Origin of the sequence: Mycobacterium tuberculosis complex sp. N0072 (assembly GCF_030323725.1) — a bacterium.
In the GTDB taxonomy this organism is placed as follows: domain Bacteria; phylum Actinomycetota; class Actinomycetes; order Mycobacteriales; family Mycobacteriaceae; genus Mycobacterium; species Mycobacterium tuberculosis.
Genome location: NZ_CP040689.1, coordinates 342,733 through 361,684, shown reverse-complemented (window position 1 = coordinate 361,684; position 18,952 = coordinate 342,733). Strand labels below are relative to the sequence as shown.

The following is an 18,952-nucleotide window of genomic DNA, read 5'->3' as shown; positions in this document are numbered from 1 at the left end:
CGAGATGTCAGGGACGTTCACTGCCGACGCGATCGGTCCGCCCGTCCCCATTCCCGACGTCCCCGGCGCGGATGCCGGCGCCGAGGGCCTGCCCTCGCGCTCGGTGCTGTCGGCCCGCCAGCGGATACTCGTCGAGTCTTCGGCGATCGCCGATGTCGCGCTGCGCACCGCGGTCGCGTCGGTGCTGTCCGCGACGGTGACTCCGGCCGTTGTCGCCAACGCACTACGTCACGTCAACGAAGGCAGCGAGCGCAGCAACCTGAACTTCTACGCCGAACTTGCGGCAGCGCATGATCCGGCGAAGTCCTTTCCGGCGCCGACGGAGTTGCCCAAGGTCACCTCGCGGCCGGCCAGCCCGCTCACCGAATGGGTTGCGCGCGGCACCGTGGACAACATCGCATTTGCCAGCGGCTTCCGGGCGATCAACCCCACGATGCGCCAGCGGTGGAGTGCATTGACCGCCAACAACATTGTGCACGCGCAGCATTGGCGCCACCGCGACGGCCCGCGTCCTACGCTGTGCGTCATCCACGGCTTCATGGGATCGTCATACTTGCTCAACGGGCTGTTCTTTTCGCTGCCTTGGTATTACCGGTCCGGCTACGACGTTTTGCTGTACACGTTGCCGTTTCACGGCCAGCGGGCCGAAAAGTTCTCGCCGTTTAGCGGTTTCGGCTATTTCACTAGCGGATTGAGCGGCTTCGCCGAGGCGATGGCGCAGGCAGTGTATGACTTTCGTTCCATCGTGGACTACCTGCGCCACATCGGCGTCGACCGTATCGCCCTGACGGGTATATCCCTGGGGGGCTACACGTCTGCGCTGCTGGCTTCGGTCGAAAGTCGGCTTGAGGCTGTCATCCCCAACTGCCCCGTCGTCATGCCCGCCAAGCTGTTCGACGAATGGTTTCCGGCCAATAAGCTCGTCAAGCTAGGACTGCGGCTAACCAACATCAGCCGTGATGAGCTGATCGCCGGGCTGGCCTACCACGGCCCACTGAACTATCGGCCGCTGCTACCTAAGGACCGGCGGATGATCATCACCGGCCTTGGCGATCGAATGGCTCCACCCGAGCACGCGGTAACGCTGTGGAAGCAGTGGGATCGCTGTGCGCTGCACTGGTTCCCCGGCAGCCACCTGCTGCATGTGAGCCAGTTGGACTATCTGCGGCGGATGACCGTGTTCCTGCAGGGCCTCATGTTCGACTGACGGCGTTGGTCAGCGGTGCCCGGTGGGCGCCGGCGGTAGGAGTAGGCCAGTGCAGCCGGGTCAGCAGGTCGGCAGGAGCATCGGTGTGCCCGTCGAGTCGGCGGGTGGATCGCGGATCCAAGGCTGTCAGGGCTGGCACGTGGTTTCCGTGTTGCGGGAGCAGGCCGGCCACCGGTGCGGTGCCGCCAGGCCGCCAATCGGTCCGCAATGCGCAGGCAGCGGCCACCGTGTAGCGGGTTGATGACCCGGCGGCATATGCGATCTCCAGCGCGATCCAGGTCTCCTGCGCCGGACGCGACCGGATCGCGGGCAACGTATCGGGCAACTCGGCATCGGCGCTGACCCGATATGCCGCAACGTAATCCGAGTCGGTGTGCCGCATTCCGCGCCACGTCTCGCGAGAATCCGCAGCCACCAACGCTGGGATCTCGTCGGGTGCGGCCGTACCAGCCTCCCAACCGATTTCGCGCAGATGGTCGGCGAGCCGGCGCGCCGCGACCTGCGCGGTCTCTTGCAAGGGGATGCGCGCTGACCGGGCCTGCAGCGCCGCCAGGTTATCGTCGGCGACCACCGTCAACCCGACCCAGGTCCGGCAGTCGCCGGATGCGGTGACGCGGCTGGTGATGCGAATCGTGTCGGCGCGGATGCCGTATCGGTCCAAATACCGGGCGATCAGCGTCAGCGGCAGCACGTTCGTATCCGATGCCGGCGGCCCAACCCACACCAGCACCGTTGTGCGCGTGCACGTTGCGGGCTCGGCAATCCGGCGTCGGCGGCGCAGGATTGCCAACCCGCGGCGCGCGATCGTGGTGAAATACAGCCCGCGCCAGAAGCCGAATAGCCCAATCACGACGGCGGCGGCCACGCCCAGCAGCACGTAATCGCGTGTCGATTGCCAGGGGTAGGCCAGCGCTACAGGCACCACCGCCAGCAGCACCAACGTGACCCGGCCCCTGCCGGGCCAAGAAGGGATCGGGTTCATTCGGTGGGCTCCCTTCGTCGGCGCGCTATCGCGACAGTCGCGGCTGTGAGCCCGACCAGCACGCTCAGCGCGGCTGCTCCGGCGAATGCGACGTTGCGCGGTGTGGTGTCTTTGGGCGCCGGGACCGGCGGATCGGCGACCGGCTTGGCCGGTGCGGCACCGCCCCCGGGTTCGGCGGGCAGTTGCCAGGTCAGGGCCGCCAACGCGTCCAGGTTGCCGGCGCCGACGATGTTGGAGGACTCTCGGGCGCCGCGGTGCGCGGTGGCGGTCAGCCGGCGCACCACCTCGGTGGCGTTCAGCCCGGGATAGCGGCTGCGGACCAGCGCGGCCACCCCGGAGACATAGCCGGCCGCGTAGCTGGTGCCGCTGAGAGCCACCAGTTTCTGGTGGGCGTCGGGCAGTCCGTTAGCCAGGGCGCCGTCGCCTGAGTTACTCACCGACGCAATGTTTTCCCCGGGTGCGGCGATGCCCACCCACGGCCCGGGCATGCTGAATTTCGATGGCTGCCCGGCGGATGTGAGCGACGCCACCGACAACACGTAGGGCTGCCACCACGACGGGATGGACACCGAGGTGACGCCCGCCCAGTTCCGCGGATCGTCTGGGCGGCTCAGATCGGTCAACGGGTTGGAATCACACGACGCGCTGACCGATCCGCTCGCTCCGGTGTTTCCCGCGGCCGCCACGATCACCGCGTCCTTGTCCACCGCCGCATACCGGATCGCCGCGCCCAGCGCGGCCTGGTCGACCATCCGATCGGCGGGTAGGCAGGTGATCGTGGAGACGTTGATCACCTTGGCACCAAGGTCGGCCGCATGAACGATGGCACCGGCCAGCACCGCGACGTCAAGTGTGGCCTGCGCCAGCTGCGGATCGCCCCCCGATGTGCGCGGTGAGAACTTCGTAGACATCGCCCTGATGGACAGCAGCCGCGCCGCCGGCGCCACACCAGAGAAGCCGTCATTACCGGGCTGGCCGGCGACGATTCCGGCGACCAGGGTGCCATGCCCGTCACAATCGGTCAGCCCGTCGGTCGACTCCACGAAGTCACCACCGGCATCGACGTTGGGCAGTCGCGGGCCCGGCTGCACCCCGGTGTCGATGATCGCCACCAGCTGGCCCTCACCCCGGGAAAACTGCCAAGCCGCAGGCAGATTCAGCATCGTTTGGCTGGGCGTCGGTACGCCTGGATCGGTGCCCGGGATAACACCGGAGACGCTGCACGCACCGCGTTGTTCCATCGGCGCCACCGGTCCCGGGTCTCCGCTGGGCGGTTGCGCGGCGGCGTCCACCACCGGCGGCCCGATCGCCCACGCCGGCGGCGTCCACCACCCCGCAACGACCACGGTCGCCGCCAGACACGCAAATGCGGCACGGATCATCTGTTGAGCACCCAAGCGAACAATCCGACCAGGTAGGCCATGACGGGGATCAGCGAAACATCCAGCCCGGCGGCGACCAAACCCAGCAGCCGGCGCAGCGGCAGCGAGTAGCTCTCCGGCGAAGCGATGCCCGGGTTCAGTGCCACCACAACCCAGGCCAGCATGAGCACGGCTAGCACCAGCACCGCGCCGAACGCGGCGACATAGCGTCCGGTCGCGGTGTAGAACACCAACAGGACCCCGGCTACCAGATAGGGCTGAGCCAGCAGCCACGCCTTGCATGCGGCCGAATCCCACACCCGCGCGCGCAGGGTGGCCGCGGCCGCAGTCGCCGCCACCAGATACCAGCCCACAACGCTGAGCGCCTCTGGGCGCACCGCGATGGCCACCGACCCCAACACGCTGAGCAGCACGGCCGCGGCGATGAAGCCGCTTTGATGGGCGTCACTGACCCGCACCCGCCGAGGCAAATCCTCCAGCAGGCGCAACGGCGGGGCCGACGGGGTGGGATCCCCCGGCGCCGGGATCACCGGCAACGGGAACCGCGCCCACAGTGCGGAAAGCTGAGCCGCCTGGATGGTGACCAACAGCGCCGCCACAATCAGCCCGCAGCCGATGCTCAACAACGGCAGCTGCCACAGCAATTGCGCACCGGCCGCCAGCGCCACCGACGCCCCGACCACCGCCGCTGCGGTGAAGAAGGCGACGACGCGTTCCCGTTCGGCGCTGGGAATCATCAGCGCGATCAGCGACCATGCGGCTACCCCAGCTGCACCCAGCAATACCTGCGCCGGCCCGAACTTTCCTGGCACCGCCAACGCCAGGGCCGCGCCGATGGGGACCAGCGCGGCGATCGACAGCGCGATACCCGAACGTGGCGAACGGATGGTGATCAACAATCCGGCCAGCGCGCTAGCCACCGCGATCCCGGCCACCGCCAGCAGCCCGGCCAGCACACCGGTGGCAACCCGATAGGTCACCGTCAAACCGGTAGCCAGCAGAGCCACGGCAATCACCGCGGCCAGCGCTCCTCGTTGGATATGCGCTATGCCCCAGGGCTTTAACCGCGACGTCGAAAAGATCATCGCGGCGTCGGCGATGTCTTCGACGATGCCCGGCGCGGCCGGACCGGCGGGCACCGGCTGCAACACCAACAGATCACCGTCGACGACACCGACGGTGTCCAGGCTGGCATCCAAGCTAAACGGCTGCCCGCCGACGGGCGCCAAACTCAGTTGCACGGCAGCGCCGGAGTCGGCTTGGCCACCATCGCCGTTTTGCGCCGAGGGAACCACCAAGCGTTGTACCGCGGGCAGGATTTCGCGCAGTGGCAACTCCGCGGGCAGGGCCATCTCGGTCAACCTGCTGTCCGCAAGAATGGCGACGCGGACGATCTGCATGACGGTGCCGGACATCAGCGGGACCGTTCCTGGGACATCGTGCTCACTTTCTGGTTTCTGATTACGAGGATTGGGTGGAGAAGTCCCGCGACACCCGCTGTCCCGGGAACCATTGCCCGTCTGGCAAGCACGCGGTCAGTGTTTGGATCGCGACGGCGATCGCAAACGGTGTCCCAGGGCTGAAGGTGGAGACCCACTCGCCGTCGAATGCCCGCGACGGACTCACCAACACCCGGCCCGCCGAGGTGTCGACGATGCTTAGGCCGACCTCGGTGGTGGTGTGCCGGCCGTCACGGTTGCACCCGGCGACGATCTCGACGTAGCTGCGCGGCCCCGAGAAGACGGACTCCACCACCGGCCGTGCGGACGCCGGAATACCCAGATAGTCAACGACTTCCCCGAGTGGCACGCCGGACCGCAGCCGTTCGTCGGCCCGCGCGCCCACCCGCGTCGGCAAGCTGAACTCGTCGAACCGCGCCGGCGGCCGGTGCGCCAAACCGACACCAAGAATCGGAACCAGCGCCCGGGGGTCGTCGATATCCATCGCGGTGAACGTGACCAGCTGCGCATTACGCAGCGCAACAACACCGTTTCCGGTCTTGTTGGAGGTCTTACCGGTGCCGGTGCGCAGCGCGACGATGCCACGTAGCAGCTCGCAGGCGCCGTCGGCCGAGGCCGGCCCCACATAACGCAGGTCAAGCCAGCGGTCCGGGAAGCACACCACTTTGATCCAGTCGGCGACCGCAGGGTTGATAACACCCTGCGGCGATAACAGCCCCATCCGGGTCAGCTCGTCGCGCTGACGGTCGACGAACGCACCCCGCTGGGCGGCATCACTATAGGGCATCGTGATCGCCAGCACCCACGGAAAGGTCCCCGCCCCAATGGTTTCAGCGATGAACCAAGCGTTGTCGACCGTCAGCTCGACGGCGTTGGGTGTTGCATCCATGTAGCGCGAGCTAGCCGCCCCATTTGGCGGCTTCGGCCGTGTCGCGGGCCATCATCGCCATGGTGTTGGCTTCATGGGTGCTGGACATCGCATGATAGGCCCGCACCAAATCTTCCATGGCCTGGTTCCACTGTGCCTGCCACGCCTGATACGTGATCCCGGTATCGCCCTGCCACGCACTCTGCAACGCGGCCTGCTCCACGGCGATCTCGGCACCCAAGCTCTGCAGCGTGCCGGCATATCCGGCCATATCCCCGGCGTGACCCAACATCGCGGGGTAGTTGTACATGATTTGCGACATCACAAGTCCTCTCGGTCAGCAGGGTTCGATCAGAACCCGGTATAGGTCGACGCGGCCGCAGCATCGGCGGCCACATAGGTACCGGCGGCCTCACCCAGATTCGCCTGCGCGACATCCAACAAGGTGTTGACTTTGGCGGCCGCCGCCACAAACCGGGCATGGGCGGCCTGAAACGCCGCCGACGACTCCCCCTGGTGAAACGCCTGAGCCGACATCGCCGCCTGCTCGGCCTGACCGATCGTGTGCCGCATCAGCCCCGCCTTGGCGGCAAACGCCGACTGGGAGGCCACCAACTGTGGGATATGAGCATCCAAAAGGCTCATAACATCTCTCCTTTCGACCCGTACGGGTCCACGTGATTCGGAATTCGGTTACTTGCTGTCGTGCGGTAAGCCGTCGCCTCCCCCTCTCCCCGATCCGTCGGGCGCCTCGGGCTCGTTGCTGCCCTGCTCCCAGGTCCCCGGCACCATCGGCATCCGGGGGCCGTTGCCGAACTCATCACCGGCCAGTGCGGTCAGCCCGACCGCCCGGACCCGGCGTTCTTTGGTTGCGGTCCCGGCGAATCCCAGCGTCCCGGCCCCCCGTTCGGAGGCCTGCGCGCCGTGGTCGCCCGTCGAGGGGCCGAAACCGCTATCGGAATCCATGTCCAAGAACTCGTCGCCGTAGTCCCGCAATTCAGACCGCCGGCGCCGCCGCGCGCGCGACTGCCCACGAGTTGCCGCCGCCGCGGCCGCCGCCGGAACCGTAGCGGCCGGCGCCTTGATACCACCGCGACCACCTACCGTCGGCCCCAAGCTCGGCCCCCAATCACCGCTGCCACCCACCGCATAGGCGAAACTGGCGGTCGCGGGAGCTGCCGGGGCCGGCGCTGCGCCCGCAGACGGAGCCGCGCCCGCCGCGGGCGTCGCAGCCCCAGCGGTGCCCGCCCCCGTTACGGCCATGCTGACCGCCGGCCACACCGACCCGGCGGCGACGGCGGCAGCAGCCAGCGGAGTACTCGCCGGCGGAATCACCGCGGGCGCAAGCACAATAGGTAGAAAGGCTATTGCTGCCAAGCCCAGCCCGAGCCCGGCCGGCAACAAGAACGGCGAGCTCAAGATCATGCCCCAGGTCGGCCAGCCGACCAGGTTGAAGAAAATCTGGTAGCCCAGCGCGAACAACAGCGGCCCGTAAGTGATCAGTGCCTGAATGGGATTCGTGAGGAAGGCGATGATGATCTTGATCGAGTTACCAATGGGATCCTGCAGGAACTGCCAGATGAGCTGCAACATCCACCCGTAGAAACCCGTGTAGGCGTTCCAGAGCTGTTGAAGCAACGCTAAGAGCCACTGCCAGGGGTTGACCGCCCCGACAGTGCTGGCCGCACCGCCACCTGGATTCATAACCGTCGGCGCCGGGACGGTGCGCGGCGCCGAAGCCAGTGCCGCACCCGAAGCCGCCTGATAAAGACCCATGACGGCGGCCGCCTGCAACCACATGCGCACGTAATCGGCCTCATTGAGCGTGATGGGAATCGTGTTGATCCCAAAGAAATTCGTCGCCACCAACACGGTGTGAATCACGTGGTTGGCGGCCAACTCCGCTAATGTCGGCATGGCTGCCAAGGCAGTGGTGTAGGCCGCCGCGGCGGCCTCGTGCTGGGCCGCTGCTCCTGCGGCATCCGCACTGGCCTGCGTCAGCCACGCCACATATGGCAAATGCGCGGCCACGTACCACTCCGCGCTGGGCCCCTGCCATGCCCAACCAGGTACCGCCCCCAGTAGCCCGCTGAGTTCTGCTGCCGTCGAGGCATACTCGGCACTCAGCTGGCTCCAGGCCGTGGCAGCCGCCACTAGCGAACCCGGGCCCGGACCATTGCTAAGCAACGCCGAATGTACCTCCGGCGGCGAAGCCATCCAGATGGGCGCGGCCATGCTCAGCCGCCCACGACCCCGTACGTAGCGGCGGCGGCCGCATCACCGGCCAGGTAGCTGGCGCCGGATTCGCCCACACCAACGCCGGCGCGTCCCAGCTCTTCGACACCTTCGGCGGTGACGACCGCGTGCTCGACGCCCTGTGCACTGAACCCGGCCGCGGTCTGCAGCGACACCGGATCCGCCGCCGGCGGCACTACCGCGGTAATCACCGGCGCTGCGCTCGCATGCGCGGCGGCCAACCGCGCCGTCAGCGCTTCCACCGCAGCGCTGGCTGCGGCCAGCCCCTCCGGAACCACTCGCAACGTCATGACTGACTCCCCTTCTGTTGGGTTTCACCAGAAACCGCGGCCGCATCGACCAGCGGGTTGATCAACTGCACGTAGGTTGGACTATCACTGTCGGTCAACAGAATTGCTCGTCCAGCAGGCAATCGGGCAAACCGCTCACCGCGAATCTTGCCGCTGTCGGCCGGATTGCCTGCCAACATCAGCGTGGTCGCCTGCAGGTCGTTGAACCGGCGCAGCAACGGACTTGTCATCAGCAGGTGCGCCGATCCAGTGGCACGCCCGGTGACAATCACCCGTAGCCCCAAGTCGCCGGCCTGGGCCAGGAGACCGATCAGCGGGGTCCACGGCCGCTGTCCGATGTAGGGACCGGTCATCGCCGGCGAATCCGGTACCTGGTCGACGTCGTCGATGATCAGGTAGTGGGTGTGCCCGGCAAAGGTCCAGCGGGACAGCTCGGCCGCAGACATCCCGGCCGGCGGCCGGCGCGCCTCGATGAGGTTGGCCAGCCCGAGCATCGCCGGGATGATCCGATCGATGTTGGCGGTGTACTCGTTGTCGGGGAACAGTGGTTCGTCGACCAGGTGTAGCCGGCGGTCCAGCACGGTGAACGCGACCCGGTCGGCGGTGGAGTGCTCGCGGACGGTGCGGATGATGTGGCGCAGCAGCGTCGTCTTTCCTGACCTGGCATCGCCGAACACCATCAGCAGCGGGTTGGCGGCGAGGTCGAGTATCACCGGCGCCAGGTCTTCTTCGCGCTGGCCAATCACCAGTTGGTCGGGACCCCGATACAGTTCGCCGACGGCGTGCGGCGCAAGGTTGGTGGGCAACAACCGAACCGGGGGAGCCGCCATGCCGGGGTAGCGGGCGTTGATCGCGGCCACCGGGTTTGTTTGCGCGTCCAGTTCTGGAGCCGCGAACAGGAAGTGCTCGGCGGCCATGGTCAGTCCGCGGCCGGGCTGGTCGTGCGGGACGGCGTCGGCCGGGCGGCGCAGGGCGCCGACCACCCGCACGTTGCTGTCGCGCGCGTCGTGCAGTCGCAGCTCGAGACGCAGCCCGAGCCCGTCGCGCATCGCCAACGGCACTTCCAGCCAGCTCGGCGTGGTAATGATCACGTGGATCCCGTAGGCAAGGCCCACGTTGACCAGTTCGGTTACCCTGGCCAGCAACGGATTACGGGTGTTGAACTGATCGGTGTTATCGCGGCCGAAGCCATAGAGATTGTCGATGACCAGGAACACCTCACCGAACCCGTCGTCGGGGGTCGAGCCATTAGCACCCCGGTCACGGAATACTTCCCGCTGCTGCCGGGACAACAGCAGTTGCTCGAGCTCGCCGAAGGTGCGGCGGATGCGTTCGGGTTCCAGCGCTGAGGCGACACTGCCGACGTGCGCTAGATCCTGTAGCGCCCGCAGCTGCCCACCGCCGTAGTCCAGGCAATAGAAGCTAACCTCGTGCGGCGAGTGCAGGCTAGCAGCTGAGAGGATGAATGTCTGCAGCGCAGTGGATTTGCCGGACTTGGGGCCGCCGTGGATCACCATATTTCCGGCCGACGACCTAGCGTCAAACACCAACGGGTCGCGCCGCATCTCGAAGGGCCTGTCGATCTCCCCCAGCGGCCAGCGCCACTGCCGGGGGCCCACCCCGGCGCGGGCCAACGCCGCGCTCAGTGGGATCGTTTCGTCGAGTGGCGGCAGCCACAACTGCGGCGCCCGCGGACCGTAGCGGGCCAGTTGTTCGCCGATGGTCGCGATCAGTTTGCGTGGTGGGTCGGCGGGTTCTTGTTCGTCAGTATCGGCGATCACCGTGCCCGGATCCGGTTCCACCGCGGCGGCGGTGAACAGCTTGGGCTCCGGAACGGATTGCACGACAACGGCTTTAGCCGTCTGCGGCGGTTCATAGATCCCGTCGACATAGGTGCTGCGGAACCTTATCGGGGTGGCACCGGGCGCGGGCACCAAAAAGCCCACGCCTTTGTGTTCTTTGCCCGACTCGATGTGGTAGGCGTCCTCCACGCCGATGATCTGGCGAGAAACGCTGGGGCTGGCCACTTTCAGCCCAATCCGATAGGCGGTGTTCTTGTCGATGTCTTTGATCTTGCCCACGTCCAGTGTCTGGGACGCGAATAGGATGTGGATGCGAAACGAGCGACCCTTGCGGGCCACATAGTCGAACAGCTCCGCGTATTCCGGGTGATCGGCCAGCATCAAGGTGAACTCGTCGGCGACCACGAACAGTGTCGGGATGGGCGGCAGGCTATGCCCTGCGGCGATGGCGTTTTCATACTCGAGCACCGAGTTGAACGCGCTGCCCTGGACCTTGCGGCCGGCCTCACGCAGCAGCATCTCGCGACGAGCCACCTCGCCGCGCAGCGTGTCGGCGAACCGATCAGCCAACGACTTCTTCTCGGCCATATTCGAGATCACCGCAACCACCTGCGGGAAATCTCGGAAACTGTCGGCGCCGGCCTCACCCTTGAAGTCGGCGTAGATGACGATGAGCCGCTCCGCGGAGTGTGTGGTCAACAGCGACAACAGAATCGACATCAAAGTCTGCGACTTGCCCGAACCGGTCATGCCGATCATCAGCCCGTGCGGGCCCATCCCGCCCTCGGCTTCGTCTTTGAGGTCGAACATCAGCGGCTCGCCGGTGCCAGTGACACCGATCGGCACGCGTAACTCCTCGTCGCGTCGTCGCGGCGCCCACAGCGCGGGCACATCCAGTCGGGATGCGTCCTCGATGCCCAGCAGTGTGGTGAAACTCGCGCCGCGAGTGGCCGCCGAGCGCAGCCCGGCATGGGTGGGGTTGGAGTCCCACCGCGACAGTCGGCGCGCCAGGTGGGCGGCCTCATCAGCGCTGAATTGGTCGGCGGCGTCGATGTAGGGCTGCCAGCCGCCTGTCTGCCAGCGTTCGATAGCGCCGTGAGCCACCCGCAGGATCGGCTTTTCCGGATCCGAATACTGTTCCCGGTGCGGCGCACTGGCCGAGCAGTGCACGACGGTGACACCCGCGCGGCCCACCGCCAGCGGCGATGCGCCCAGGTCGTAGTCCGGGTCATCGACGACGATCAGCAAGTGCCGCAACGCATCTGTTGGCTGCCCGGTAAACGCCGGGCGGTCTGCCAGGACGGGCCCCAGCAGCGCGATGAGCTCGTCGGGATCGGTCGACAGATTGCGGGCCGGGCCCAGCGCATCGAGGCGGCCGGGAATGTCCACGTGCGGTAACCACTTCAGCCAGTTCCAATCGCGACCCTCCAGATCACGCGCGGCCAGCGCCACCCCGAGCACCGTCGGGTCGTGCCAGGTCACCGCCTGAGCGATCCAGGCGCGTAACACCGCGCGCACCTGTGCGCGCTCCCCCAGCACGGTGATCCGCGAAACCTTGGTCAGGTCGATCCCGGTCGGCACGTCGCCAATGCTGCGCTGGGTGTCGAGCAGGCTGCGTAATGCACTGTGCGACACCGGTTCCAGGTCGATCTCGTCGGCGGTGTCGTTGACTCGCAGCGTAGTAGCCAGCGGTACCGTGTGCCGGCCGGCCCGCAACACCAAAAAGTCGGGGTCGTGCGGGTCACGCTCCCATTGGCGACGTGACCCCGGCACCGACGCCAACGCCGTCGGGTCAGGATGAGACCACAACGCGCTGGCCCGCTGCTCGGCGGCCTGGGCCCGAATGTTGTCCCGCACCACCGATAGGTAACGTAGGTAGTCGGCCCGTTCGGCGTCGACCTCCTCGGTGCGCATCTTCTTGTCGTTGCCGCGGTAGAGCGCGGTGGCCGCCAACAGCAGCACAAATGGGAAGAACAACGTCTGCGGAGAAATCACCCGCATCCCGGTGGCGACCAGCGCCACGATCATCCCCACGATGAGGATCCCGATCAGATAAGGCAGCGCTCGTCGTAGCAGTGACGGTGGGATCACCCGAGGCAGCTCGGGAGGCGCCTCGATGATGATGGTGCCCTGGTGGCTGCTCGGCGGCGCCAGTCGGCGACGAGCCTCAAAGATCAGTCTGCTCACCGGTACCCTCCCTCGGCCGATACCGGACGAGCGGGCCTGCTGTCGGGCACCAAGGTGTCGTGTGCCAGCAGCGCGTCGGCACGCGACAGCGTCGGGCCGGGCACAAACAGCGACAGCACCGACCACGGGATGGGGACCGGGGGCGGGTTCAGGCCAAGGGCCTCAACCGCTTTGCCGCCTCCAGCCACTCCCTGAGGCTCATTGTCGATACCGTAACGCACCCCGGTATCCGACACCCAGAACAACGACCCGGCGCCCGGCGCATCTGGGCCGCCGCCCACCGTCTGGGTGAAGTAGCCAGTACCGGCCGCTAACGCCACTCGGGTTGCCACACCACCGTTGCCGGCGCCGACCAGCTCGACGGTGTGCACCGCATCTGGCACCGGCAGCGCCGAGCCTGCCAACAGAGTCAACGAGCTGGTGGCCGCACCCACCGGCTTGCTCCAGTACGCGCAGGTGACGGGGTCACGGGTAACGTCGACGAGACTTACCGGCTCGCTGGGATAGCGCCTGGTGTCCAACACCCGCGACACCGGCAGCTTGGCGACCTCGTCGGCCCCCAGCCGAGGCGGCTGCTGCAGACCATAGGAGTTGTTGTTGCGCAGGATTGCCGCCAATACCGGCGAAATCTGCTGCAAACCGTCCGGCAGCACCGCGTAGTACTGCACGGTGTCCGATATGGTCTTGCCCGAGTCTTTCAGGGCGTAGGAACTCACCACCGCGCCGATCGGCGCCGGCACACCGAAGCTCGCCGGGTTGCCGGCATCCGGGATGATCGGCGCCGTCAGTGGCGGTGCTTCGGGTATCGCGTTGAACAGCCCCGAGGCGATGATCCGCGGCGCGGGCACGTCGGCGCCCAGGCCGAGGCCGCTGGTGACCGCATGATCGGCCAGATCAATCGGGCTGCGCTTGCCGTCCCACAACAGCCAGGTGCCGGCGCCGCTGTCGACCAGCACCGCCTGCCCGGGCCCGAGCGCGGCCGCGCGTGCGCCGGTGTCCTCCAGCGGGCCGGCAATCACCGTCACACCCACGCCATCCGCACCGCCCCGCGACGGTGCGTTGAGGCCGTCACACACCGTCCAGTTCGCGTCGGTGGAGGTGTTCTGCACCATCCGCTCCGGCGCACCCGGGATGCCGATCAGGTTTCCGCGCGGAAACTGGTCCAACTCAGTACTTTTCACCGTCGTCGGGCTCACCGGCCGGCCGACGATCAGCCGGGCCGAGGTCAGGTTGAGCACCGGGTGCAGCTGCTCGCCCACCCGCACATACAGCGCCGCGGTGGACCGGTCGGCAAGCACCGCGTTGCTACCCGCCTGCCCATTGGGCCGAATCAACGAGAATACGAACGAGCCGATCAACCCCGTGATCACAATCAGCACACCCATCAGCACCGCGCGTGACTGAGTGCGCAACGGGTCGACCAGCATGCGGGTGTCGTGCAATGCGATTCCGGCGGCGATTCGGCGCATCACGAACCGCCAGCCCGTCACCTGATGGCGGGTGACGAAGCCGCGGCGGTAGACAACCTTGTCGGGGTTGTTGTTGACCGGGGTTCGGGAGGCGAACGAGCGACGGTCGTGGTCGAAGTCGTGGTCGTGCTGCTGGTTCGTCATGCCCGCACCGAGAGCCCGAGGCCACGCAATAGCGGCTCTACCGATCTACCCACGTCGTCGGCCGTGATGGTCATCAGCTCCTCGTCGCTGAACTCACCGGATCCGGCATGTTCGGAATGGTCCAGCCGGAATTCACGCTCTTCTTCGGAGCGTTCGACGATGTTGCGCACAAACCGACCATTGCCCGCGATGTCGAGGCTACGTCGCGAGATTCCGTTGGTATCTGGTGTCGACTCCGCCGCCAACTTGGCGAACAACGCCTCCAAATCGTGCAGCGCGGACTGTTCGAAGACGCTGTCTCGCTGTTCGGCCATCTTGTGCGCGATCTCCACCAGCTCATGGGACGTGTAGGAGGGAAAGTCGATGTTGCGGGTGAAACGCGACCGAAGTCCCTCGTTGGTGTCCAGGAATTTGTCCAGGTCGGCGCGATAGCCGGCGATGATGACCACCAGCCGGTCGCGGTCGTTTTCCATCCTGGCCAACAAGGTGTCAATGGCCACCAACCCGAAGTCGTTCTTGGCGCCGGTGGCCACCAGGGCGTAGGCCTCGTCGAGGAACAGCACCCCGTCCAGCGCGCTGTCGATGATCGCGTTGGTTTTCGCCTCGGTCTCGCCGATGTGTTGGCCGATGAGGTCGGCGCGATGGACCTCGCGGATGTTCTCCCGCTTCAACAAGCCAAGGCCGCAATAGATCTTGGCGACCACCCGGGCAATGGTGGTCTTGCCGGTCCCGGGCGGTCCGGCAAACACCAAGTGGTGCGTGCGTTGGGCGACCGTGAGCCCACGCTGCTTGCGGACCAGTTCCATGGCCACTGAGCTCTTCAGCCGCGACACCTGGCGTTTGACCTCGTCGAGGCCGATGAACTCGGCGAGTTGGAGTTCGGCCTCGTGCAGCAGCGCGGCCTTGCGTTCGTGGGCCGCGGGATCGACGAAATCCTCCGCGCCGGGCTCGGTCGCCGGATCCCACGGATCGGTGCGGGCCTCGATCCGCCCGGCTGTGGTGGTGACGATCCCGAAGCTGGTATCCGACAGCGCCTGCTCGACCTGTTCGTTTTCGGGGTGAGCCGCATACAAGTCCTGCAGCACTTCGCTGGCCGACTCCTCATCCACATGCGCGCGCAGCACCAGCGCTTTGGCCAGTGCACCGTCGACAGCAGCGACCGCGACAGGACCGTCGGGTTCCTCCAGATAAGACAGCGCCGGGGCAAACATGCCCAGTCGGGCCAGTGCGGTGCCCAGGGTGATCTTGGCCGCGTGCGAAAAGGCCTCGTCGAGGTCGGGATCATTAACCATCGGAGTGAGCAGCTTCACGACATCCGACCAGCGCTCGGCGCGGTAGTTGATGACCACGGCGAGCCAACGGGCGGCACGCCAGCCGGCGCGGCGCTCGGTGATACCGGACACCACGTGATTGGCCTTGGCAAACTCCTCCGGCCCGCCCGTCGAAGCCAACGCAGCGGCATACGCGAGGTGGAAATCGTCAGGTCCGGTGGCACGAAAACGCAGGTACAGCCCGGTGTCGTACAGGAAGCCCAAGGCGTTATCGGCCAGTTCCACCTGCCGCTGCAACACACCAGCCGTGGTCGCCGTGCGCGAGGCGGCTTCCAGCACCCCGATGGACTGGTCGCCGGCAGCGGCCAGCCCGGTCCAGGCGTCGCACTGGTCATGGGCGACGCGGGTCAGCGCGGCGAAACCAGACCGGGCGGCAGCCAGGTCCGGCGGACGTTTACGCTGGTAAACCGCGATGCCCAGGGCACGGCAGCAGGTGGCAAATCGACCGACGACGTCAGCGTCTACCTTGCCATTTACCCGAGACGCGACGGGGGAAGCGGCCACCATGCCAATGTCATCACGCTCCACGCCTCCGCTGTCTCCTGCACCTACGCCCGCCATCGGCCGATCCGCCTGAACTTTGCCCCGAAGTTAGCATTGCATAAGCTAACTGTCGAGGCGACCGCGACCAATCGACTCGGCCCTGCGGCCAAGCTTTTAGGCACGGCTGGCAAGATCATGACCGATACTCCATTTCGTTGGTAGCCCGATATGCAGAGTGTAGCTTACTGAACATGATTTTCATTATGGAGCCCGGGGTGCCGGCAGCGCGAACGGTGCGCCGTCAGACGCGGGCGGCACTGACCAGGGTGTTGCGGGCGAACATCGGCCCGGCTTCGGATTCCGGTCCGGGTACCGGGCGACCCACCGCTTCGAGGTAGTCGTTCAACAGCGTAGCGACCGCGGTCCAACCTCGCTCGCCGAACCACTCGGCGGCCGGCGCGCATCGCTCGTTGTAGACCAGTTGAAAAAACGGGTGCTCCTCGGCTCCCTCGGCGATCGCGGCGCGCTCCTCTTCGACCTTAGCCGCATATTCGTCTGGCCCCATTGGGGCACCATCCTCGACGGCGACGTGGCTTCGGCGCCCGGCCAGGGCATCGATGCCGGTGAATAGCCGCTCCTGGGCGGTGGCCGGGAGATAGATCAGCAGCCCTTCGGCAATCCATGCCGACGGTGCAGCCGCATCGAAACCACTGTCCCGCAAGGCTTGTGGCCAATCGTCACGCAGGTCGACGGCGATCTCGCGGCGCAGGGCGCGCGGTTGGGCACCGTGGCTGGCGAGCACCTCGCGCTTGAAATCAAGGACCTGCGGGCGGTCCAGCTCAAAAACCGTGGTCCCGTCGGGCCAAGGCAGCCGGTACGCGCGCGAGTCCAGCCCCGCCGCCAGGATGACCACCTGCCGCGCGCCGGCGGCGGCGGCCCGACGGAAATACTCGTCGAAATACTTGGTGCGGGCACCCTGGAAGTTGACGAAGTGCTCGCCGAAATCGGTGCTCTTCAACTTGTGGTCGGGAAGCTTGCCGTCGAGCACATCGGCCCACGAACCGCCGACGGCACGGCAGAACGCCTCCGCATATGGGTCGACGACCAGCGGGTCGGACTTCTGGGCTTCCAGCGCTCGCGCCGTCGCGACAAACAGCGCGGTCGAACCGACACTCGTTGTGATGTCCCAGCTATCACCTTCGGTACGCACCCAATCGACCCTACGCGGCTAGCTCAGCCCCGATCTCCAGGCTCCGCCGAGCCAGGCGCATCCCGGTCCGGATCCCACGAACCCGGCACCATTGGCGTCGTTGGCCCGTCGCCGAAATCATCGCCAGCCAGCGTGGTCATCCCGGCCGCGTCGGCAACCGCCTCCCTGCGGGCCGTCCCGGCAAAGCCCAGATGTCCGGCACCCCGATCCGAGGCCACCGTGGATGTGACTGGGTCTTCGCCGGGCGGAGGGCCCCAGTCCGGATCGACGTCGATGTTCATATCCATAAACTCGTCGCCGTATCCGCGCCGCGTGACACGGCGCCGCCGCCGCGCCCGCGCTTGGTCACGTACGGCCGCCGCGGCCGCCGCCGCCGCCGCACTATCGGGCTGTGGTGCCTTGCGTTGAGCGCTGGCGCTGGCGCTCATCCCCGAGCCGAACCCGATGCCGGGCGGAGCGATGGCGTAGGGATAGCCGAACCCGGCGGCGCCGGGTGCCGGCGGCGGTGCCGGCGTGGCGCTGGCCACCGTGCTGGCCGCCGGCGCGGACGCCGGCGCGGCTGCCGACGCAACCGCCGCACCCGGCGCGGCCATGGTCGGGGCCATCGCGACCGCCGGCAATGTCGGCGGGGCCGCCGCGACGGGTGCTAGCGCCGGGATAGCCGCCGGCTGCATGCCGGCCAAGCCGGATAGCCCGGCGAACCCGGTCACCGCACCCAAGTTGGAGATGACGGAACCGAGTGCGACCGCCAGCAACTGCGGGGACTGGCTCAACGCCTCAACAATCTGCACAATGTGGGTCGGGTAGTCGAACAATAGAAGCTCAAAGTAGAACTGAAATGCCTCCACCGGATTGACAAACAGTTTCTGAACAAACGTTTCAAAGTCCTTACTGAATTCGATGGCACGAACAACCCACCAGATTGGTTGGGCTGCGTCCGTATAATCTTCGAACGGGATTCCGTTCATGGTGCCCTCGGCGGGATCCCAGATCAGGCGCCCACCGCTGATGATGCGCAATATCTCCGCGACCAGATAGTCCAGCGGGGTCGGTTCGCCCCCGTGATCGTGGTCATGATCGTGGTCATCGTCGGCCGCTTCGGCTGCCAAGATCGGCGGCGCCGGGGTGGTCTGCGGTGCCGACGCCACCGCGGCCTCGGCGACCGCTTGATAGGTCGCCATCGTGCTGGCGGCCTGCGTCCACATCCGCGCGTAGTCGGCCTCGTTGAGCGCGATCGGGATGGTGTTGATGCCGAAGAAGTTCGTCGCCACCAAGACCCCGTGAAGCGTGTGGTTGGCGGCCAGCTCGACCAACGTCGGCATGGCCGCCACCGCGGTCGTGTAGGCCGCGGCCACGGTCTCGTGCCGGGCGGCCGCTTCCGCGCTGGTTTCGCTGGCCCGCATTAACCACGCGAGGTACGGCGCGTGGGCGGCCACATAAGCCGCGGCGCTGGGCCCCTGCCAAGCGCCGGTCTGCACGGCGCCCAGCAACCCTATGAGCTCGTCGGCGACCGCGGCGTATTCGGCGCTCAGCGACGACCACACCCCGGCCGCCGACAACACCGAGCCCGGCCCCGGCCCGCTGCTGAGCAACGCCGAATGCACCTCGGGCGGCGAGGCCATCCACAGCGTCATAGCCGTAAACACCACAGAGGACTGATGAACATGATTTTCATTACCACTATTCCACACCACGGCGCGCCGCAATGCAAGTCCCAGCCGGACACCAGCGAACGCTCGGCGCCGGCCCACGGGTGCTGCCAGCTCCCGTCGGCCGACGCGCCGACCGCATAAATGTGGGAGATATTTTGGGAAATACCAAATCCCTTTCCCGGGCCGGAGTTATTCTGTAGCCCGCCGATTTTTGCTGGTGACGTTCCCC

General features: G+C 66.8%; 14 protein-coding genes. 1 reads left to right on the top strand and 13 read right to left on the bottom strand.

What is annotated here, in order from left to right; all coding sequences use genetic code 11:
- Positions 1-4 precede the first annotated feature (4 nt).
- Complete coding sequence (locus tag FF952_RS01565; protein WP_003898396.1) at positions 5-1,207, top strand: alpha/beta fold hydrolase; 1,203 nt, start codon at positions 5-7, stop codon at positions 1,205-1,207.
- Here the strand turns inward: FF952_RS01565 and eccE3 are convergent.
- The 13 genes from eccE3 to FF952_RS01500 all read right to left on the bottom strand — a co-directional run bounded on the left by eccE3 (position 1,194) and on the right by FF952_RS01500 (position 18,705).
- Positions 1,194-2,189: a type VII secretion system ESX-3 subunit EccE3 gene (eccE3, locus tag FF952_RS01560; RefSeq protein WP_003401533.1), complete on the bottom strand. Its 996-nt coding sequence runs from the start codon at positions 2,187-2,189 to the stop codon at positions 1,194-1,196. The two genes, FF952_RS01565 and eccE3, sit on opposite strands and share 14 nt — an antisense overlap.
- The gene (mycP3, locus tag FF952_RS01555) at positions 2,186-3,571 is read right to left on the bottom strand and encodes a type VII secretion system ESX-3 serine protease mycosin MycP3 (RefSeq protein WP_031653697.1); all 1,386 of its coding nucleotides are present in this window, start codon (positions 3,569-3,571) and stop codon (positions 2,186-2,188) included. The genes eccE3 and mycP3 overlap by 4 nt, the downstream gene beginning before the upstream one ends.
- Positions 3,568-4,986, bottom strand: coding sequence for a type VII secretion system ESX-3 subunit EccD3 (gene eccD3, locus FF952_RS01550; RefSeq protein WP_003401524.1), 1,419 nt, complete (start codon positions 4,984-4,986; stop codon positions 3,568-3,570). The genes mycP3 and eccD3 overlap by 4 nt, the downstream gene beginning before the upstream one ends.
- 46 nt (positions 4,987-5,032) lie before the next feature.
- On the bottom strand, positions 5,033-5,920 hold the full coding sequence (gene espG3 / locus FF952_RS01545; protein ID WP_003401521.1) for a type VII secretion system ESX-3 associated protein EspG3: 888 nt from the start codon (positions 5,918-5,920) through the stop codon (positions 5,033-5,035).
- A 10-nt stretch (positions 5,921-5,930) separates the two neighbouring features.
- A complete protein-coding gene (gene esxH, locus FF952_RS01540) occupies positions 5,931-6,221 on the bottom strand; it encodes a type VII secretion system effector EsxH (protein ID WP_003401514.1) in 291 nt (96 codons plus the stop codon).
- A 29-nt stretch (positions 6,222-6,250) separates the two neighbouring features.
- Positions 6,251-6,544, bottom strand: a complete 294-nt coding sequence (gene esxG, locus FF952_RS01535) for a type VII secretion system protein EsxG (protein ID WP_003401503.1) — start codon at positions 6,542-6,544, stop codon at positions 6,251-6,253.
- Between the two features lie 48 nt (positions 6,545-6,592).
- Entirely contained in the window at positions 6,593-8,134 is a 1,542-nt protein-coding gene (locus FF952_RS01530; RefSeq protein ID WP_003401488.1) for a type VII secretion system ESX-3 target PPE4, read from the bottom strand.
- A 2-nt stretch (positions 8,135-8,136) separates the two neighbouring features.
- Complete coding sequence (locus FF952_RS01525) at positions 8,137-8,445, bottom strand: type VII secretion system ESX-3 target PE5 (protein ID WP_003401485.1); 309 nt, start codon at positions 8,443-8,445, stop codon at positions 8,137-8,139.
- Complete coding sequence (gene eccC3, locus FF952_RS01520; RefSeq protein ID WP_003401478.1) at positions 8,442-12,434, bottom strand: type VII secretion system ESX-3 FtsK/SpoIIIE family ATPase EccC3; 3,993 nt, start codon at positions 12,432-12,434, stop codon at positions 8,442-8,444. Before eccC3 ends, FF952_RS01525 begins: the two co-directional genes overlap by 4 nt.
- Complete coding sequence (eccB3, locus tag FF952_RS01515; protein ID WP_003401472.1) at positions 12,431-14,047, bottom strand: type VII secretion system ESX-3 subunit EccB3; 1,617 nt, start codon at positions 14,045-14,047, stop codon at positions 12,431-12,433. Before eccB3 ends, eccC3 begins: the two co-directional genes overlap by 4 nt.
- Positions 14,044-15,906, bottom strand: a complete 1,863-nt coding sequence (eccA3, locus tag FF952_RS01510) for a type VII secretion system ESX-3 AAA family ATPase EccA3 (RefSeq protein ID WP_003911145.1) — start codon at positions 15,904-15,906, stop codon at positions 14,044-14,046. The genes eccB3 and eccA3 overlap by 4 nt, the downstream gene beginning before the upstream one ends.
- 256 nt (positions 15,907-16,162) lie before the next feature.
- Positions 16,163-17,071 (bottom strand): class I SAM-dependent methyltransferase, encoded by a 909-nt coding sequence (locus FF952_RS01505; RefSeq protein WP_003401448.1) that lies wholly within the window; start codon positions 17,069-17,071, stop codon positions 16,163-16,165.
- A gap of 23 nt (positions 17,072-17,094) precedes the next feature.
- Entirely contained in the window at positions 17,095-18,705 is a 1,611-nt protein-coding gene (locus FF952_RS01500; RefSeq protein WP_003902643.1) for a PPE family protein, read from the bottom strand.
- Positions 18,706-18,952: the final 247 nt, after the last annotated feature.